Here is a 17,928-nt window from a genome sequence, read left to right as displayed (position 1 = left end):
CGTGGCCGTCGAGGACACGACGGTCACCGCCGCCCCCGGTGGGCAGGCCTGGGGATCGCTGGCGGCGTGCCTGCTCGCGGTATTCGTGCAGATGCTGGACCTGACCATCGTCAACACCGCGCTACCGGTACTGACCCGGGACCTGTCGGCCACCGGCACGGTACAGATGTTCGTGGTGACCGGGTACGGACTGGCCTTCGCCTGCACCCTCCTGACCGCGGCCCGGCTCGGCGACCGATTCGGCCGGCGCCGACTGTTCCTGCTCGGTATGACGCTGTTCACCGCGGCCTCGCTGGGGTGCGGACTCGCCCGCACACCACTCGAACTCGTGGCCGGCCGCGCGGCCCAGGGCGTGGGCGCCGCCGCGGTGGCCGCGCAGACCATCGCCATCCTGGCCGCGGCGTTCGCACCGCAGCGGCGCCCGATGATATTCGGCATCTACGGTGCGGTCGCCGGGCTGGCGGGACTGGCCGGACCGCTGTTGGGCGGGCTGATCGTCAGCGCGAACCCGTTCGAATGGGGCTGGCGGGCAATCTTTCTCATGAACCTGCCGATCGGCACGGCCGCACTGGTGGCAGCGGCCCGCTATCTGCGCGCCGACGGTGCGGGAGGGATCTCGTCGCAGCCCGATTCTGCCCCGCCCGTCGGCAGCCCGATTCCGTCCCCCATCGGACACCGGCCCGAAAACCGACAAGGACAACCGGTCTCCATTACAGGTCACCGGCAACCCGCTCCGGACAACAACATTCGGCCCGCACCCCGCCCCGCTCGCACCGCCGAAGCTCCGCGGCTTCCGGTACGGATCCGGGATACCGCTCGGCGGACACCGGCCGGTGCAACCCCTCGATGGGCGGAAGCCGACGACATCGCCGCGTGGGCACAGACCGGGAGTATCACTCGGCGCGCACTCGCCGACGAGATCGACCGATGGACACGCGCCTGTGGCGTCACGCACTGGGCACAGGCCGCCGACGTCGCCCGCTGGGCACAGACCCACGGCACCGTGCGATGGTCGCGGGCGGACGATCCGGCTCCGGAGTGCGACATCGAGCAGCCGGGACGGACCGAGACCACCCGTACGACACCGGTCCGCACCACCGACGAAGCGGTCGGCCGACCCGCGTCGAACGCCGCGTACTCGACGTCGGCGAGGTCGAAGACGCCGCGGGCCGAGGCATTCGCGCGTGGGCAGTCGAAGGCACAGCAGACCGAGGCATTCGCGCGTGGGTATGTGCCGATCGACTGGGTGGGTGCGGGGCTGTCGACGACCGGGCTGCTGGCGGTGCTGTTTCCGCTGACCACCGGGCAGCAGGCGGGGTGGCCGCCGATGACGGTCGCGGTGCTGGTGTTCGGGGTGGTGGTGCTGGCCGGATTCGCCGGGCAGCAGCGGCGGGTCGCGCGGCGGGGTGGGACGCCGCTGGTCAGCGCCGAGGTGTTCGGTGATCGCGGATTCGGGATCGGGTCGGTCCTGCTGCTGCTGTTCTACGGGCTGTTCGCGGCGCTGCTGCTGACGGTGTCGGTGACCGCGCAGTCGGGGCTGGGATTCTCGGCATGGGAGACCGGCCGGCTGATGTTGCCGTTCGCGCTGGGTGCGCTGGTCGCGGCGCTCACCTCACCGATTCTGTTGGCGCGCTGCGGTTCTCGGGCGCTGACCATCGGGATCGCGTTGTTCGCGGTAGCGACGGCGCAGATGGCGCTCACGGTTCATCCGTCCTCGGGGGGTATCGACACCCATGCGTTGAGTGTGCCGATATTGCTGGCGGGGGCCGGAATGGGCTGGTTCGCCGCGCCGTTGCCCGCCGTCATGGTGGCGGGATTGGGTGAGCGGTCGACCGGGATCGCATCCGGACTGGCGCCCACAGTGCAGCAGCTCGGCAGTGCGATCGGCGCCGCGGCGCTGGGGAGCGTGTTCTTCGGCGGTGTCGCAACGGGTTCCGGTGTCGCGAGCGCCGAAACGGTGCTGACGCAACATCTCGCCGTATCCGGAACGCCTGCCGATACCGGTGCCGACGCGGTCGGGCAGTTCGGCCGGTGCGCACACGCCGCATTCGCCGCGCCGGAACATACGCTCGCCGGGCGAGGTTGCGCCGCCACCGACGCGGCGGTCTCGGCGGCGGCCACGGCACCGACCTATCTGTCGGCATGCGTCACGGTGTTGTGGATCATCGCCGCCGTCGCGAGCCTACTCACCGCGCTGACCCTCGTCTTGCCCCGGCGACCGGGAGCGCCGCGGTGAGCACGGCGCCGGGTGGGGCCGAGTCGCTGTGTGGCGCAACCGGTCCGAATCCCACTGCGATCCAGCGGGATTCGTCCTCGAGCGTTGCCGGGCAACATATTTCATCGCCGCCGAAACCCATCGATTCGGCACAGCTGGAACCCGCCGATCCAGCCTGGAGACCGGTGGCGCTGATCGCGGGAGTGACCGCGCTGGTGCTGCTCGTCCGAAGCGCTCGCTACGACTACTTCGGGGACGAGCTGTATTTCCTCGCGGCAGGGCGGCATCTCCAGGCCGGTTATGCCGATCAGGGGCCGCTGATCCCGCTGCTGGCGCGGCTCGCGGCCGCGGTGGACCCCGGATCGCTGGTGCTGCTGCGACTTCCGGCGATCCTCGCCGCAGTGGCCGGGGTGGTGCTCGCCGCCGCGACGGCTCGCGAGCTGGGTGGGCGGCGGCGGGCGCAGTGGCTGGCGGCGGCCGGCTACGCCACCAGCCCGTACCTGATCACCCAGGCGGCGAGCCTCTCGACCTTCGCCCTCGACAGCACCGCGGGGGCGGCGGTGATCTGGCTGCTGGTGCGCTGGACGCGAGTACGCCGGGACCGGCTGCTGGTGGCGGCGGCGATCGTGGTGGCGATCGACGTCCAGGTGAAATTGCTGATCCTCGTGCTGGTGGCAGCGCTGGTGGCAGCTGCGACGGCGATCGGCCCACGGGATCTGTTGCGCCGCAGCGCCTTCTGGGCCGGTGTGGCGATCGTCCTGGTCGCCGCGATACCCGGTGTGGAATGGCAGCGGCGACACGGCTGGCCGCAGTTGGCGATGGGTGCGATCATCCGCACCGAACAGCGAGCCGCGACCGGCGGCGTGGCGGGTCTGCCCGTGCAGTGGGCGATCCTCACCGGTCTGCTCGGTGGATTGCTCGCGTTGCTGGGCCTGTGGGCCCTGTTGTGGCGGAACGACTTCCGGCCGTATCGGTTCCTCGGAATCGCGACGCTGCTGCAAACGCTGTTCGTGATCGCCGTGGGCGGACGGCCCTACTACCTGACCGCCTGTTTCCCGGTCCTGTTCGCCGCCGGAGCGGTAGCGGCAACCGTGTTGTGGCCGGGAGCAACACGGAGCACCTCGGCTCCGGCGAGGCGGAGAACGCACCGCCGCCCGGCGGATATGGTGGCGGCGGCGACAACACGCCGGGCCACGAGCATGGAGGCACCGAAAGCACTGTCGCGCAGAACAATTCGCATCACCGGAGTGGCGGTGGTCGCGATCTCCGTCGCGATCGCGGCGACCGTCGTCACGCTACTGCCACAACCGATCTCGCGACTGCGGCAGCCGACCGACACCCAGGCCGAATTGTCCGCGCGTATGCGCACTTTCGGCACGACCGGCTGGTCCGGGCTGGTCGGCGCCGTCGACCGCGCCTACGCCGAACTACCACCGGCCGACCGCGACACTGCCGTGGTGGTCGCGCAAACCTATTGGCAGGCCGCCGCGATCGACGTGCTGGGCACCCGGCCGCCGGTGTACAGCCCGAATCGGGGTTACGCCTATTTCGGTGCGCCACCGGACGATACGCGCACCGTGCTGTATGTGACCGCGGGCGACGCCGCCGGCCTCGATACCGCCTTCGAATCGGTGCGCCCGGTGGCGCGGCTGGACGATCCGCTCGGCTTCCCGGGTATCGATCGCGGTGTCACGGTGTGGCGTTGTGATCGGCCGCGGCGGCCGTGGCCGGTGCTGTGGCGGGACCGTAGCACCCTCGTACTCGATCCCGGACTCCGATCCGTTCCGAATTCCCCTGCACCGGAGAGGTATTCATCATGACCGTGGTCCACCGGACACCCACCTGGTTCGATCGGCCGTGGTCGGTTCCCGAACTCGTCGAGCGCAAGGGACAGCGGCGGGTGTCGGTGGTGTTGCCGGCGCTGGACGAGGAGGCGACCGTCGGTGCGGTGATCGCGTCCATCCATCCGCTGGTCGGCACGCTGGTCGACGAACTGCTCGTCATCGACTCCGGCTCCACCGACGGCACCGTGGCGGCCGCCCGCGCGGCCGGCGCCACCGTGTACACCCGCGAGCAGGCGTTGCCGCGGGTGCCGCCGGTGCCGGGTAAGGGGGAGGTGCTGTGGCGGTCGCTCGCGGTGGCCGGCGGCGATCTGATCGTGTTCGTCGACTCCGATCTGATCTCGCCGAGCCCGATGTTCGTACCGTCCCTGCTGGCGCCGTTGTTGTTCGACGACGAGGTACGGCTGGTGAAAGGTTTCTATCGGCGGCCGTTGCGCACCGGCGGATCCGACGAGGCCGACGGCGGCGGCCGGGTCACCCAGCTCGTCGCGCGTCCGCTGCTGACGGCCCTGGCCCCCGAACTGGGCGAGATCGTCCAGCCGCTCGGGGGTGAGTACGCCGCCACCCGTGAGTTGCTCGCGGGCATCCCGTTCGCACCCGGATACGGGGTCGAGATCGGCATCCTGGTCGACTGCTGGCAGCGCCACGGCATCGGGGCGATCGCGGAGGTCGACCTCGGCACCCGCCGACACCGCAACCGGCCCGATCACGAACTGGCCGTGATGAGCCGGCAGGTCGTGGCGACCCTGCTCGACCGCCTCGGCATCCGCGATTCGGGCCGCGGCCTGGCCCGGTTCGTGCCGGACGGGGACGGCTGGCGGCGGGTGGTCAGCGAGCTCGGGAGCGCCGATCGGCCGCCGATGCGGCTGCTCACGGAAATGCCGGCCACCGGGCACGGCGATCACGGCCCGGTGGACCCGCTGTTCGGCATACATTCGATGAGTTGAATCGATGGAGGGTCGGATGTCTGTTTCCCGCGCGACCGGCCGCGGCCGCAACCGTACCGGCGCCGTGACGACGCCGCCGCTGCTCGCGGCACCGGTGGTGCGCGGACTCGTCGCGGAAATCCTCGGTGATCGGGCCGGCGGCCGGGCCCGCGCGGATCTGACGCTGCTGGTGAACATCTGCGCGGGCGAACTCGGACAGGTCCTGCGCGCGCAGACGCCGGTGAGCGGCAGCGCGCTGGCCCGGATCGAGACCGTGGCGGCCCGCTGGGCGCAGCTGGATCTGCCCGTGGAGCCGCTGCAGCACGCGGTGCACGCGGGTATCGGGACGGCGTTCCAGCAGCTCGCGCCCACGCTGCCCTGGTCGACCGTCCGGACCGCGCGCGGCAACGGGATCGCGCTCATCGACATCATCCGGACCATGTCGACCGCAGTGTCGCGCGGCTACGTCCGGGAGATCCGGGCGCTGGCCGCGGAACAACGGGCGGTCGTGCAGACCGTCACCGCACGGCTGCTCGCCGGGAACGTGGCCGGGGCCTCCGCCTCCGGCGACATCGAGATCGCCGATACCTATCGGGTGCTGGCGGTGGCGCTGGGCCCGCATCCCGACGAACACGATCGGCGCCTGGACGCACGGGTGGTCGCCCGCCGCAAACTGCGGCGGGTGCAGGCCGAACTCGCCATCGCCTGCGGGCCCGGCGTGCTGACCCAGCTCAGCGTGGACGGTGGCACCCTGCTGCTCCCCCCGGCCGCGACCGGCGATCCGGACGATCTGGTGGCCCGGCTCGCCCGCGCCGCGGCCGGGCCGGTCACCGTCGCGATGGCCGACGCCGATCGGGACCGGATCCCGCCGGCCGTCGAATTGGCCCACGAGCTGCTGGATCTCGCGGTGCGGCTGGGCCGCGGCCCGGGGCTGTACCGATTCGAGGATCTCGCCTGCGAATACCAGCTGGGCCGTCCCGGCACGGCGAACGAGAAGATCCGCTCGGTGCTCGCGCCGCTGCAGACCGAACCGGAACTCGAGCACATGCTCGGCGAATTCCTCGCCGCCGGCGGCCGGGCGGCCACCGCGCAACGGCTCGGGGTGCCGGTCGGCGTGCTGCGCCGGCGGCTGGCCCGGATCACCGAGTTGACCGGGCTCGATCCCTCCCGGGCCACGGACCTCTGGTACCTGCGCTCCAGCATGATCGCCCGCGCGATCCACCGCTCGGTGCACGGCGACGACCCCGACTCCCAACTGGACCGGGCAGTGTGAGCGGGAGGCCGGCACGGACGTCCGTGCGCGGGCGATTTCCGCGTTCCGCGAGAATCGGTGGATGAACGTTCCCGTGTCGTTGCGCCTCGCGGCCGAATCGGTGCCGACGGATGCGCGGAGCGAGGCCGGGCTGACGGTCGCGGACGTCCACGAATATCTCCGTTTCGGCGAATGGGAGATGGCGCTGGGCATACTCCAGGAGTTCGAGGGCCTGCGCTGGCAGAGCGCCGAATACTGGAAACTGCTCGCCGGGGTCGCGCAACAGCTGTCGCTACCGCACGATGCCGACTGGTGCCGCTGGCGGGCGGCCGAAACCCGTTGCGGCAGTATCATTCGCGCCGATCTGTGGCTGTTGCCACCCGAGTCCGGCGGCCGCCGGATCGCGGTTCCGGGCTCGGGTCTGCGGCCGATGTGGGCGACCGGCGACGACACCGTCGGCCTGCGGCTGGCCCAGATCCGGGTCGAGTTCGCCCCGGAGATCCCCGTCGGCGGGCGCGGGCGGATCCGATTGCTGCCACTCACCCCCGACGCCTGGCGGCATCTGCGGCCCGGTGACGTGATCACCATGCACGAGCAGCGGCCGGCGGTCGGATCCGCGACCCTCCTCGAGGTGCAGCAGCGATGATCAGCCGGCCGGATGTGGCCGCACGCTGAAGTATCCGGTCACCGTGCCCTGGTACTGCACGCCGCCGGGCGCGATCGAGCCCACCATCTCCAGGGTGTCGACCGGCAGGCCGGCGCCGACGGGTTGTTCGGTTTCCAGCGCGCCGGTGGCGGCATCGATCACGGCGTAGTCGTAACCGTCCAGCGGCGTCGCCGCGGCGGCGGTCGCGGTGTGCCGGGTGAAGGTGTAGATCCGGCCGTCGGCGGTGGACAGCCGCGGCACCGCCGCCGAGGGCACGGTGTTGTTCCAGCGGACCGCGCAACCCGCGCCGGACGGGTCGACATCGACCCGCGTCATCCCGCCGGTGAAGGGCGCCGACGCCGGATCGCTGGGCCCGACCGCGCCGGCCGGATACGGATAGCCGTAGGTACCGGCGACGACGACGGTGTTGCCGATACCGATCGGCGAGTTCTCGGTGCCGCTGGGTCCCGGCGGCAGCAACGCGACCGAGCAGATCTGGTCCCCAGTCGCCGTCGAATAGACCAGCAGATGTTCCTGCGGCACCGCGTTGTCGGTGATCGTGACGTACTCCGAGCCGGTACCCGGCCCGAAGAAGGTGGGTGTGGCGCCGGTACCGGCGCTGAGCTGACCGGGTTTGCGGGCGGGGCCGCGGTCGTAGGCCTGCCGCCAGACGATCGACGGCGTACCGGCGGCGTCGGTGCGCAGCAGGTAGAGCGCGTGATCGGTGGCGACGGCGACCCCGCCGGCCGCCGCGGCGATGCTGTTCTCCACCAGTTCCCCCGCGCCGAGCGGCGCCGCGGCGATACCACCGTCGGGCCGCAGTACCCCGACGGTGCCGTGTTCGGTGGCCAGCCAGATCGCGCCGGACCGATCGGGGGTCGCCGACGAGACGGAGTCACCCGCGGGCACGATCGCGGAGGTCGGCGCGGTGTGCTCGACGTACAGCCGCCAGGTCCCGTCCGGGCCGCCGCGGTCGTGCCCGATCCATTCCAGATCGCCCGCGCCGTCGACGGTCACCAGCCGATCCCGGTTGTCGAGGAAGGCGTACACCCCGCCGAGCACGGTGCCGCCGCCGGTGCGGGTGGGCAGCGCGGCCAGCGGCGCGCCCCCGGCCGGATCCAGGAGGAAGGCGGTCGGGATACGGGTGGTGATCAGCGTGCACAGCGCCACCGGCAGGCCGTCCGATCCGACCAGGATGGTCGGGCAGGCGCCGCCGATCGGATGGAAAATCGCCTCGATCGGCCCGGCACCCGGTCCGGGCAGCGGCGTGGTGTCGGAGGCCTCGGCATCGCCGTGCATGGTCGCGGTACCGGCCGGGCCCAGCCACGGATTCGGCGGGGCCGCGGGTCCGAACTGTTCCGCCGCGGCCGGGGCCGCCGCCAGCACCGTCGCGAACACGACGCCCAGCACGCTCCGCACCAACCCGCTCACGCTGTTCCCTCTCCACCGGCGATCACCCCGCGCGTGGTCCGAGCGGGGTGATCGAATCCGACTGCCAGGGTACAAAATCACCCGAATTCCGGCAGAGCGGGCATCAGCGGCGGAAGATCACCCATTTCATGGCCGAGTACATGAACGCCGCCTCACCCGCACCGGCCAGGATGCGAGCGAGGTGATATTCGACGCCGACCGCCGCCAATCCGCTGGAGACACCGAGGATGAAGGCCAGATAGTTGACCACCACCGCCGCGACGTACACCGCGAGTTGCGGCACCACCGCGGCATGCGAGCGGAAGTTCAGCGCCCGGTTCAGGACATAGCTCAGGCCGAAGGCCACCGCGTATCCACCGGTGATCGCGACCGGCAACGGCACCACGCCGTGCAGGAGGGTGAGCACCAGCAGATCCACGGCGAACGTACAGCCGTTGATCACCGCGAAGCCCAGAAAGGTCGGTGCGACAACGGTATTCAACCCGAACGGCAATCTGGCGACCACCGCGGCGCAGCACTGGTGGAACAGGGCCGCCAGCCGCACCGCGGCGGTTTCGGGTTCGATCCGCACCTCGTCACGCTGCCACCGGTAGGTGTCCGTGCGGTTATCGAACAGCGAAATCCCGGTTCGCCGCCGGTGCATCACGCCACGTTGACGCGGCAGGCGGGACAGGCGGCGACGGTCAGCCCCGGATGCGGATGGCCGAGATCGATGAGTCTGGTCCAGCAGTAGCGCTTCATATCGCAGCCGTCGAGCGTGCACTCCGAATGCCGTCTGTTCAGCTCGCCGTGCATCTGTGCGGGTGTGAGCCCGTGGCCCGGCCACTGGTGGAACACTGGATTGTCCATATACACACTCCCTTTCGCACACCATCGACGAACGGCACGAGAACCCTTGTGCGACATGATGCAACACAGTCGGTGGCGGTGGACCGATTTCGCCCCGAAGGGGTCTCCGACGGCGCAGCCGGAAATGCGCGCGGGCGGCGGCAGCCGGAAAATGCGCGCGGGCGAACCGGGCTCAGGGACGTCCGGGCTCGGGCTGCTCGCCGGACGCCGACCGCCGCGCGGCCAACTGGATCTCCAGCAGCAACCGATCCGCATCGGAATCCAGATCCATACCCATCAGTTCGGCGGCGCGCCGGATCCGGTAGCGCAGCGTGTTGGGGTGGATCCCGAGATCGGCCGCGGCGGAACGCACATCGCCGTAGCGGCGCAGATACGCGTCCAGGCTCGCCCGCAACCGCGCCGAGTACTTCCGGTCGTGCTCCTCCAGCAGGTCCACCCGCGGATCCCGCAGGTCCGGCCGCGCACCGACCGCGGCGAGGATCTCGGCGAGCAATACCGTGGTCCGCGAGCGCGCCAGCGTGGTGACCGGTTCCGCGTCCGGCAGCGCGGTGGTGCGGTCGAGCACCCGGTCCGCCTCCGCGCGGGCCCGCGCGACATCGGCGAGCCCGTCGACCGGGGCCGCGATCGCGCCACGCAGTTCCAGGCCGAAGTGCTCACCGAGCCGGCCGATCACCTGCCGCGCCCAGGAGGCCACCCGGTCCACCGAATGATGTTCCGGGAACAGCACATACAACCGCGGGCCGATCATGGTGGTCAGGCAGTCCTGGCGGAACGCGCTGGCGTGCAGCCGCAGAGTCACGATCACGCGCTGCATCACCTCGTCGTCCTCGGCCGCGCACCGGCCGAATCCCACGACCGCCGCCGGCCCGTCCGCGCTGACCCCGAAGTGGTGTGCGAAGGCCGCGACGTCGATGCCGCCGCCGTGCGCACCGAACAGCCGCTGGATCAGCAGCGCGTCACTGGTCGGGGCGCGCCGGGCCCGCCAGATCACCCGCGCGGCGATGGCGGCGGCGCCGCGCAGGGTGTGCGGACTGTCGGCGTCCAGCGGTTCGCCGCCCTCCTGCACCCAGATCGTGCCGAGTACCGCCGGCGCGCGGCCGCCGTGGCGGCCCGGTTCCCGGATGCCGATGGCGATCCGCCGCCGGGTCTCCCACTCCGGCTGCGGCGGCACCTCGATCGTGTCGCCGGAATTGCGCAGCCGATCGAAGACGCCCGCACGCTGCAACCAGCGCATATATCCGGACGGGCCCTGCCGGCCCAGCACCGACAGCCGCCGCACCGGATCCGCGGCGGCCGCGTTGTCCGCCGAATAGGCCAGCACCCGGAACTGCTCGTCCTCGATGCTGACCAGTCCGCGCGTGGACGCGGCGACCGACTGGGCCAGCCCGAACAGATCGGTGTCCAGCGCCGGTGGCTGTTCCGTCCCAGCCGTGCCCGCGGTATGCCCGGTGATGCGATCGATCAGCGAATACACCATCTCCCAGCGCGCCTGCGGATGCACCGCGACCACGGCGACCCGCGCCGCCGCGGCGGCCGCCCGCAGCTCCGCGCTCACCGATTTGGCGAACAGCACCCGCGGCCGATCGGCGGGCGGGCAGTCCCGGGCGAGCGCGCGCAGCCATTCGGTCGCCTCCCGGTCACCGACGCCGACCTGCAGATACGCCTCGGCGAGCGGCTGGCCGGGTGGCAGGTCCATCAGGAGATCGCCCGGGTCGAGGAAGGCCACCTGGTCGACCACGACATCGTCGCCCTGCGGCGCGTCGACCAGCGTGGCGACCGAGTTGGTCAGCGACGACAGCAACTCGGACAGGGACAGGAACCTCGACACCCTTTCATTCAACTGGACAGCGACACACCCCGCAATTAGTGCGATCGGACAATCCGATCTGCCCTCGGAGGGTGTTTCCTGGCATCCATGGACGCGATCACGACGGTCCCCGTACCGGCCAACGAACCCGTGCATTCGTACGCTCCTGGGACGCCCGAGCGAACCCGGCTCCGGGCCGCCATCACCGCCCTGTCCGCCGACCCGATCGAATTACCGCACGTCATCGGCGGTCGCCCGCGCCGCGGATCCGGCGCGCGCGTCGATGTCGTACAACCCCACCGCCACGCCGCCGTACTCGGCACCCTGACCGTGGCCGACCCCGCCGACGCACATGCCGCCGTCACCGCCGCGATGGCCGCGGCCCCGGCGTGGCGGGAACTGCCCTTCGACGAGCGGGCCGCGGTCTTCCTGCGGGCCGCCGATCTGCTGGCGGGTCCGTGGCGGGAGACCGTCGCCGCCGCCACCATGCTGGGCCAGTCGAAATCCCCGTATCAGGCGGAGATCGACGCGCCCTGCGAACTGGTCGACTTCTGGCGCTTCAACGTGCACTTCGCCCGGCAGATCCTGGCCGGGCAGCCGATGTCCGCGCCGGGGGTGTGGAACCGGACCGACCATCGCCCGCTGGAGGGTTTCGTCTACGCGGTCACGCCGTTCAACTTCACCGCGATCGCCGGCAACCTGCCGACCGCGCCCGCGCTGATGGGCAACACCGTGGTGTGGAAGCCGTCGATCACCCAGGCGGTGGCGGCGCATCACACGATGCGGCTGCTGGCGGCGGCCGGACTGCCGCCGGGGGTGATCAATCTGGTGCACGGTCACGGTCCGGAGGTCTCCGCGGTGGTGCTCGACGATCCGCGACTGGCCGGGATCCATTTCACCGGTTCCACCGCCACCTTCCAGCACCTGTGGCGGGAGGTCGGCAACCGGATCGACCGCTACGACGGCTATCCGCGGCTGGTCGGCGAGACCGGCGGCAAGGATTTCGTGCTCGCGCATCCCTCCGCCGATCCGCAGGCGCTGATCACGGCACTGGTCCGCGGCGCCTACGAATATCAGGGGCAGAAGTGCTCGGCGGCCTCGCGCGCCTTCGTCCCGAAATCGCTGTGGAGCCGCATCGGCGGCGAGGTGGTCGATCGGATCGCCGCGCTGAGCTACGGCGATGTCACGGATTTCGCTAATTTCGGCGGCGCGGTGATCGACCGGCGATCGTTCGAGCGCAATGTCGCGGCCATCGACCGGGCCAAGGCGACCGCGAGCCTGACCATCGCCACCGGCGGCAGTTGCGACGACCGGATCGGCTGGTTCGTGGAGCCCACGCTGCTGATGGGCGAGGATCCCACCGACGAGGCGTTCCGCACCGAATACTTCGGGCCGATCCTGTCGCTGCACGTCTACGACGACGATCGGCCGGGCGCCTTCCCGGAGGTACTGGGTCTGGTGGACAGCGGGTCGAAGTACGCGCTCACCGGCGCGATCCTGGCGCAGGACCGGTCGGCGATCGAAACCGCCGGCGCCGCACTGCGTTTCGCGGCCGGCAACTTCTACGTGAACGACAAGCCCACCGGCGCGGTGGTCGGCCAGCAGCCCTTCGGCGGGGCCCGCGCCTCCGGCACCAACGACAAGGCCGGATCCCCGCTGAACCTGCTGCGCTGGGTGTCGCCGCGCTCGATCAAGGAGACGTTCGTACCAGCGACCACCGACGGCTATCCACATCAGGAGCCCGACGCGGCGGATCCGCGATGAGCGCCGTGGAGGTGCTGGCGCATCCGCTGCGTCCGCTGCTGTTGTCGGCGGCCCGATCGCAGCGCCTGGAACGCGGGCTCACCCGGATGCCCGCCACGCGACGGGTGGTCGACCGGTTCGTGGCCGGGCCGAACCGGGACAGCGCGCTGCCGGCGGTCCGGGAGTTGTTGCGGCAGAACAAGTTCGTCTCGATCGACTATCTCGGCGAGGACACCGTCGAACCGGCCCAGGCCCGGCGGGTGGTGGATCAGTACCTGGCGTTGATCGAGGTGCTGGCGGGGCTGTCGGCGCAGGATTCGGAGGCGACCGCACGGCCGCTGGAGGTGTCGCTGAAGCTGTCGGCGCTCGGCCAGGCGCTGCCCGGCGACGGGTACGCGGTGGCGTTGGGCAATGCCCGGGTGGTCGCGGCGGCCGCCGCGGCGGCGGGACTGTGGGTCACCGTCGACGCGGAGAACCACACCACCACCGATTCCACGCTGGCGATCGTGCGCGAACTGCGGCACGACCATCCGGAGACGGTCGGCACGGTATTACAGGCGTATCTGCGGCGTACCGAGGCGGACTGCCGGAGCTTCGCCGCCGAGGGTGCGCGAATCCGGTTGTGCAAGGGCGCCTATCGGGAACCGGAGCCGGTGGCGTTCCAGCGGGCGGCGGAGGTTTCCGCCTCCTATCTGCGCTGTCTGCGAATCCTGATGGCGGGCAAGGGCTATCCGATGGTGGCCACCCACGATCCGGCGATGATCGAGGCGGCGGCGTTGCTGGCCACCGCATCCGGTCGCGGTCGCGACGAGTTCGAATTCCAGATGCTCTACGGCGTCCGGCCCGCCGAACAGGATCGGCTGGTGGGGCTGGGGCAGCGGATGCGGGTGTACGTCCCGTTCGGCGACCAGTGGTACGGCTATCTGGTCCGCCGGATGGCCGAACGGCCCGCGAACCTGTCGTTCTTCCTGCGGGCGGCCACCGGACAGCACTGAGCCGATCCGAAATATCGGCGAAACCCGGCGCAATATCGCAAACACCCGGCGCACGATCCGGACACAATCGAAAAATGTTTCACCCCAGCCTGTTTCCGCTCGACCCAGGGGGCCCGATTCCGGCCGGGCCCCCTGGGTCGTACGCTGTGCGCGGCCGCCACACCGGACCGCATGCTCGAAACAGGTTGCGGCTCAGCCGATCCGGACCGCCGGACCGAGGACGAAATCCGGGTCCACCTGGTCGGCGTATTCCGCACCGGCCCAGGCGTTCGCGTTGCGGAGGTGGAATTCGACTGCCTGGCGCTGATATTCGGCCCAGTCCCGCATGACGAAGTCCAGTTCCGCGCGAACGGTGTTCAGCGCGTCCAGGTTCTGCGGTTCCAGCTCGTGGATCGGCCGGATCTCGCCGCGCTCGGCGGCCCGCACATGCCCGGAGCGGCCCATCCAGCACAGCAGGTCGTCGCCGACCTGTTCGCGTAGGAACGCCAGATCGTCCTCGTCGCAGACCTTGTTGCCGATCACCACGATCCGGATGCCGAAATCCTTGGCGTAGCCGAGGTATTGGCGATACACCCCGACGCTGCGCAGCGTCGGCTCGCAGACCAGCGCGGTCAGATCGAAGCGGGTGAACAGCCCGGAGGCGAACGCGTCGGCGCCGGCGGTCATGTCGACCACCACATATTCGCCCGGCCCGTCGACCATGTGGTTGAGCAGCATCTCCGCCGCGCCGACCTTGGAGTGATAGCAGGACACCCCGAGGTCCTCGTCCGCGAACGGCCCGGTCACCATCAGCCGCGCGCCGCCGACCTCGCGCAGGCAGGCGGTATAGATCGGATTGCCCTCCCGCACCCCGATCAGCCGCGAGCCGCGGCCGGGCGGGGTGGTCTTGAGCATGGCGCCCGCGGTGGCGATCCGCGGATTGTCGCCGCGCAGATAGTCCTTGATCAACGGCAGATGCTCACCGAGCGTCGGCAGCGTCACCGCCTCCTCCTCGTCGGCGCCGAGCGCCGCCGCGAGGTGCTGATTGATATCGGCATCGATCGCCAGGACCGGTGCGCCCTGGGCGACCAGCTGCCGGACGAACAACGACGACAGCGTCGTCTTTCCACTACCACCCTTGCCGACGAAGGCGATCTTCACCGCCGCGTACCCCTTCCCGATTGGAAATGACTTTCGTATTCAACTCCGCGCCACAGTAGCCGGTCGGGGCCCCCGGCGACGACGCCACCCCGCGGACACCGGATCGATCCTGGGCAGTTGCCCAAACTCTCGAGGCGGCGCGATAGTATGATGCTCGCCATAGGAGAATGAGATTCTCAGTTTGTCTGAACCCGGAGGCTTTCGTGTCCCAGAGTGACCTGCCCTACCAGCTCTTCGACGCCGACAATCACCTGTACGAACCGCCGGAGGCGCTGACCAAGTTCCTGCCGAAGAAGTATGCGAACGCGGTCAAGTACGTCCAGGTCGACGGTCGGACGAAGATCGCGATTCGTGGCCACATCAGTGAGTACATCCCCAACCCGACCTTCGAGGTCGTCGCCGCCCCCGGCGCGATGGAGGACTACTTCAAGAACGGCAACCCGGAAGGCAAGAGCCGCCGGGAGATCTTCGGCAAGCCGATCAAGGCGACCCCGGCGTTCCGCGAGCCCGCGCCGCGCCTGGAGCTGATGAACGAGCTGCAGATCGACCGCGCGCTGATGTTCCCGACCCTCGCCAGCCTGCTCGAAGAGCGGATGAAGGACGACCCGGAGCTGATCCACGCGGTCGTGCACGCCCTCAACGAGTGGCTGTACGAGACCTGGTCCTTCAACTACGAGAACCGCATCTTCACCGTGCCGGTGATCAGCCTGCCGATCGTCGACAAGGCGATCGAGGAGCTGGAGTGGGTCGTCGAGCGCGGCGCCAAGGCGATCCTGGTGCGGCCCGCGCCGGTGCCCGGTTTCCGCGGCACCCGCTCGTTCGCGCTGCCGGAGTTCGACCCGTTCTGGAAGCGCGCGGTCGAGCTGGACGTGCTCATCACCATGCACTCCTCGGACAGCGGCTACGCCCGCTACGCCGCGGAGTGGGACGGCGGCAACCAGGAGATGCTGCCGTTCGTCACCAACGTCTTCAAGATGATGAACGAGTGGGCCCCGATCCGGGACGCGGTCGCCTCCTGGGTCTGCCACGGCGCGCTGTTCCGGCACCCGGACCTGAAGTTCGCCGTCATCGAGAACGGCGCGACCTGGGTGCCCGGCCTGTTCGAGCAGCTGGCCGCCGTCTACAAGAAGGCCCCCGAGGGCTTCGGCTTCCAGGATCCGGTCGCCGCGCTCAAGAAGGCCCTCTACATCTCCCCGTTCTGGGAGGAGGACCTGGGCGCCCTGGCCGACCTGCTCGGCGCCGACCACGTGCTGTTCGGTTCGGACTACCCGCACCCGGAGGGCCTGGCCGAGCCGACCCGCTACATCCACGAGCTCAAGGACCTGCCCGAGGCGGACCAGGCCCTGATCATGGGCGGCAATCTGGCTCGCCTGTTGAAGGTCTAGTGAGGACGCATGGATATCAATGATCTGATCCTGGTGAGCATCGACGACCACGTCGTCGAGCCGCCGGACATGTTCGAGAATCACACCCCGGCCGCGCTGGCCGACGTGATGCCGCGGGTCATCGTCGACGACCAGGGTGTCGACCGCTGGATGTACCGGGGCAACCCGGTCGGCGTCACCGGTCTGAACGCGGTCGTCTCCTGGCCGCCGGAGGAGTGGGACCACAACCCCGCGGGCTACGCCGAGATGCGCCCGGGTGTCTACGACATCCACGAGCGCGTGCGGGACATGAACGCCAACGGCGTGTTCGCCTCGATGTGCTTCCCGACCTACGCGGGCTTCAGCGCCGGACATCTGGCGAAGGTCAAGGACGAGATCACCGTCCAGATCATCCAGCTGTACAACGACTGGCACGTCGACGAGTGGTGCGGGACCTACCCGGGCCGGTTCATCCCGCTGGGCATCATCCCGCTGTGGGATCCGCAGCTGGCCGTCGCCGAGATCGAGCGCCTGGCCTCGAAGGGCTGCCGTTCGGTGTCGATGCCGGAGCTGCCGCACCTCGAGGGGCTGCCCAGCTACTTCGACATGAACTACTGGGGCCCGGTGTTCCAGGCGCTGCAGGACAACCACACGGTGATGAACCTGCACATCGGAATGGGTTTCGGCGCACTGAAACTCGCGCCCGACGCGCCGATCGACAATCTGATGTGCCTGGCGCCCACGGTTTCCCAGATCACCGTGCAGGATCTGTTGTGGGGACCGGCCTTCCGGACCTACCCGGGCCTGAAGATCGCGCTGTCCGAGGGTGGCATCGGCTGGATCCCGTTCTTCCTGGACCGGTCCGATCGTCATTACACCAACCAGAAGTGGCTGCGCCGGGACTTCGGCGGCAAGCTGCCCAGCGAGGTGTTCCGCGAGCACGTGATGGCCTGCTACGTCACCGATCCCACCGCGCTCACCTATCGCGACAAGGTCGGCATGGACATCATCGCGTGGGAATGCGACTTCCCGCACTCGGATTCGCTGTGGCCGGATGCCCCGGAGTTCGTGCTCAACGAGCTGAACGCCGCCGGCGCCTCGGACGAGGACATCAACAAGATCACGTGGGAGAACGCCTGCCGCTTCCTGGAGTGGGATCCGTTCGCGCACATCCCGAAGGAACAGGCCACCGTGGGCGCCCTGCGCGCCCAGGCCACCGACGTCGACCTGTCGATCCGCTCCCGCCGGGAGTGGGCGCAGATGTACGCCGAGCGCGTCGCGAGCTGATCCGCGATCCATCCGACGGCCCCGGCACCCCTGTGGTGCCGGGGCCGTCGGCGTCGGCGGGGACGTTTGCCCGAATCATCTTTTCTATTTCGCGTTCGAAATTGTGTTATGCGAAAGCAATTCAAATTCCAGGATGCCCGAACCTGTTGATTGCTGATGATTTGCGGTCTAACGTTGTATGAGTTCCACCGGCCTGTTCTACGAGGCCCCGAACCTCCCGAAAGGAGGAGACGGGATTGAACTCGAACAGCAGCAGCAATCACCGACGCCTGGCCGAGGCGGCAATCACTGCGCTGATGGTCGTCGTCCCCATGACGGCAGTCGCGGCGCCGTTGATCGCACAACCCCCGCCCGCGCCGGGTGATTCGGTCGAATACGGCCCCTACCCGGGGCAGTATCCCGGGCCGCCGCCGCCTCCGCGGCCGTGTAGCG

Annotated in this window: 14 protein-coding genes; 9 read left to right on the top strand and 5 right to left on the bottom strand. The window is 69.8% G+C overall.

Annotated elements, in window-relative coordinates:
• Position 1: 1 nt before the first annotated feature.
• The 5 genes from G361_RS51345 to G361_RS50035 all read left to right on the top strand — a co-directional run bounded on the left by G361_RS51345 (position 2) and on the right by G361_RS50035 (position 6,880).
• On the top strand, positions 2-2,236 hold the full coding sequence (locus tag G361_RS51345; protein WP_019932836.1) for an MFS transporter: 2,235 nt from the start codon (positions 2-4) through the stop codon (positions 2,234-2,236).
• A 164-nt stretch (positions 2,237-2,400) separates the two neighbouring features.
• Positions 2,401-4,035, top strand: a complete 1,635-nt coding sequence (locus tag G361_RS50040; protein ID WP_019932835.1) for a glycosyltransferase family 39 protein — start codon at positions 2,401-2,403, stop codon at positions 4,033-4,035.
• A complete protein-coding gene (locus G361_RS46360; protein WP_019932834.1) occupies positions 4,032-5,003 on the top strand; it encodes a glucosyl-3-phosphoglycerate synthase in 972 nt (323 codons plus the stop codon). The genes G361_RS50040 and G361_RS46360 overlap by 4 nt, the downstream gene beginning before the upstream one ends.
• Positions 5,004-5,019: 16 nt before the next feature.
• Complete coding sequence (locus G361_RS46355) at positions 5,020-6,255, top strand: helix-turn-helix domain-containing protein (RefSeq protein ID WP_155982063.1); 1,236 nt, start codon at positions 5,020-5,022, stop codon at positions 6,253-6,255.
• A 61-nt stretch (positions 6,256-6,316) separates the two neighbouring features.
• Positions 6,317-6,880: a hypothetical protein gene (locus G361_RS50035; RefSeq protein ID WP_019932832.1), complete on the top strand. Its 564-nt coding sequence runs from the start codon at positions 6,317-6,319 to the stop codon at positions 6,878-6,880.
• On the opposite strand, the gene G361_RS0140270 is transcribed toward G361_RS50035, so the two are convergent.
• The 4 genes from G361_RS0140270 to G361_RS0140255 form a co-directional block, all read right to left on the bottom strand.
• Complete coding sequence (locus G361_RS0140270) at positions 6,881-8,302, bottom strand: hypothetical protein (RefSeq protein ID WP_019932831.1); 1,422 nt, start codon at positions 8,300-8,302, stop codon at positions 6,881-6,883. It abuts the gene before it with no gap.
• A 112-nt stretch (positions 8,303-8,414) separates the two neighbouring features.
• Positions 8,415-8,882: a GtrA family protein gene (locus G361_RS0140265; RefSeq protein WP_052173039.1), complete on the bottom strand. Its 468-nt coding sequence runs from the start codon at positions 8,880-8,882 to the stop codon at positions 8,415-8,417.
• Positions 8,883-8,953: 71 nt separating this feature from the next.
• Positions 8,954-9,160 carry a hypothetical protein gene (locus tag G361_RS0140260; RefSeq protein ID WP_019932829.1) on the bottom strand — a complete coding sequence of 69 codons (207 nt, stop codon included), beginning with the start codon at positions 9,158-9,160 and terminating at the stop codon, positions 8,954-8,956.
• Between the two features lie 172 nt (positions 9,161-9,332).
• Positions 9,333-10,988, bottom strand: coding sequence for a CdaR family transcriptional regulator (locus G361_RS0140255; RefSeq protein WP_019932828.1), 1,656 nt, complete (start codon positions 10,986-10,988; stop codon positions 9,333-9,335).
• Positions 10,989-11,075: 87 nt separating this feature from the next.
• Between G361_RS0140255 and pruA the strand changes: the two genes are divergently transcribed.
• On the top strand, positions 11,076-12,731 hold the full coding sequence (pruA, locus tag G361_RS0140250; RefSeq protein ID WP_019932827.1) for an L-glutamate gamma-semialdehyde dehydrogenase: 1,656 nt from the start codon (positions 11,076-11,078) through the stop codon (positions 12,729-12,731).
• Entirely contained in the window at positions 12,728-13,705 is a 978-nt protein-coding gene (locus G361_RS0140245) for a proline dehydrogenase family protein (RefSeq protein WP_019932826.1), read from the top strand. The genes pruA and G361_RS0140245 overlap by 4 nt, the downstream gene beginning before the upstream one ends.
• Before the next feature lie 192 nt (positions 13,706-13,897).
• Here G361_RS0140245 and G361_RS0140240 read toward each other — a convergent pair whose 3' ends face one another.
• Positions 13,898-14,845 carry an ATP-binding protein gene (locus tag G361_RS0140240; RefSeq protein ID WP_019932825.1) on the bottom strand — a complete coding sequence of 316 codons (948 nt, stop codon included), beginning with the start codon at positions 14,843-14,845 and terminating at the stop codon, positions 13,898-13,900.
• 203 nt (positions 14,846-15,048) lie between these two features.
• Between G361_RS0140240 and G361_RS0140235 the strand changes: the two genes are divergently transcribed.
• Together G361_RS0140235 and G361_RS0140230 are read left to right on the top strand one after the other, a co-directional pair.
• Positions 15,049-16,230, top strand: coding sequence for an amidohydrolase family protein (locus tag G361_RS0140235; protein WP_019932824.1), 1,182 nt, complete (start codon positions 15,049-15,051; stop codon positions 16,228-16,230).
• A 9-nt stretch (positions 16,231-16,239) separates the two neighbouring features.
• Positions 16,240-17,496, top strand: coding sequence for an amidohydrolase family protein (locus G361_RS0140230; protein ID WP_019932823.1), 1,257 nt, complete (start codon positions 16,240-16,242; stop codon positions 17,494-17,496).
• Positions 17,497-17,928 lie beyond the last annotated feature (432 nt).

This window comes from Nocardia sp. BMG111209 (genome assembly GCF_000381925.1).
Taxonomy (GTDB): Bacteria; Actinomycetota; Actinomycetes; order Mycobacteriales; family Mycobacteriaceae; genus Nocardia.
This window is presented reverse-complemented; position numbering and strand designations above follow the sequence as displayed.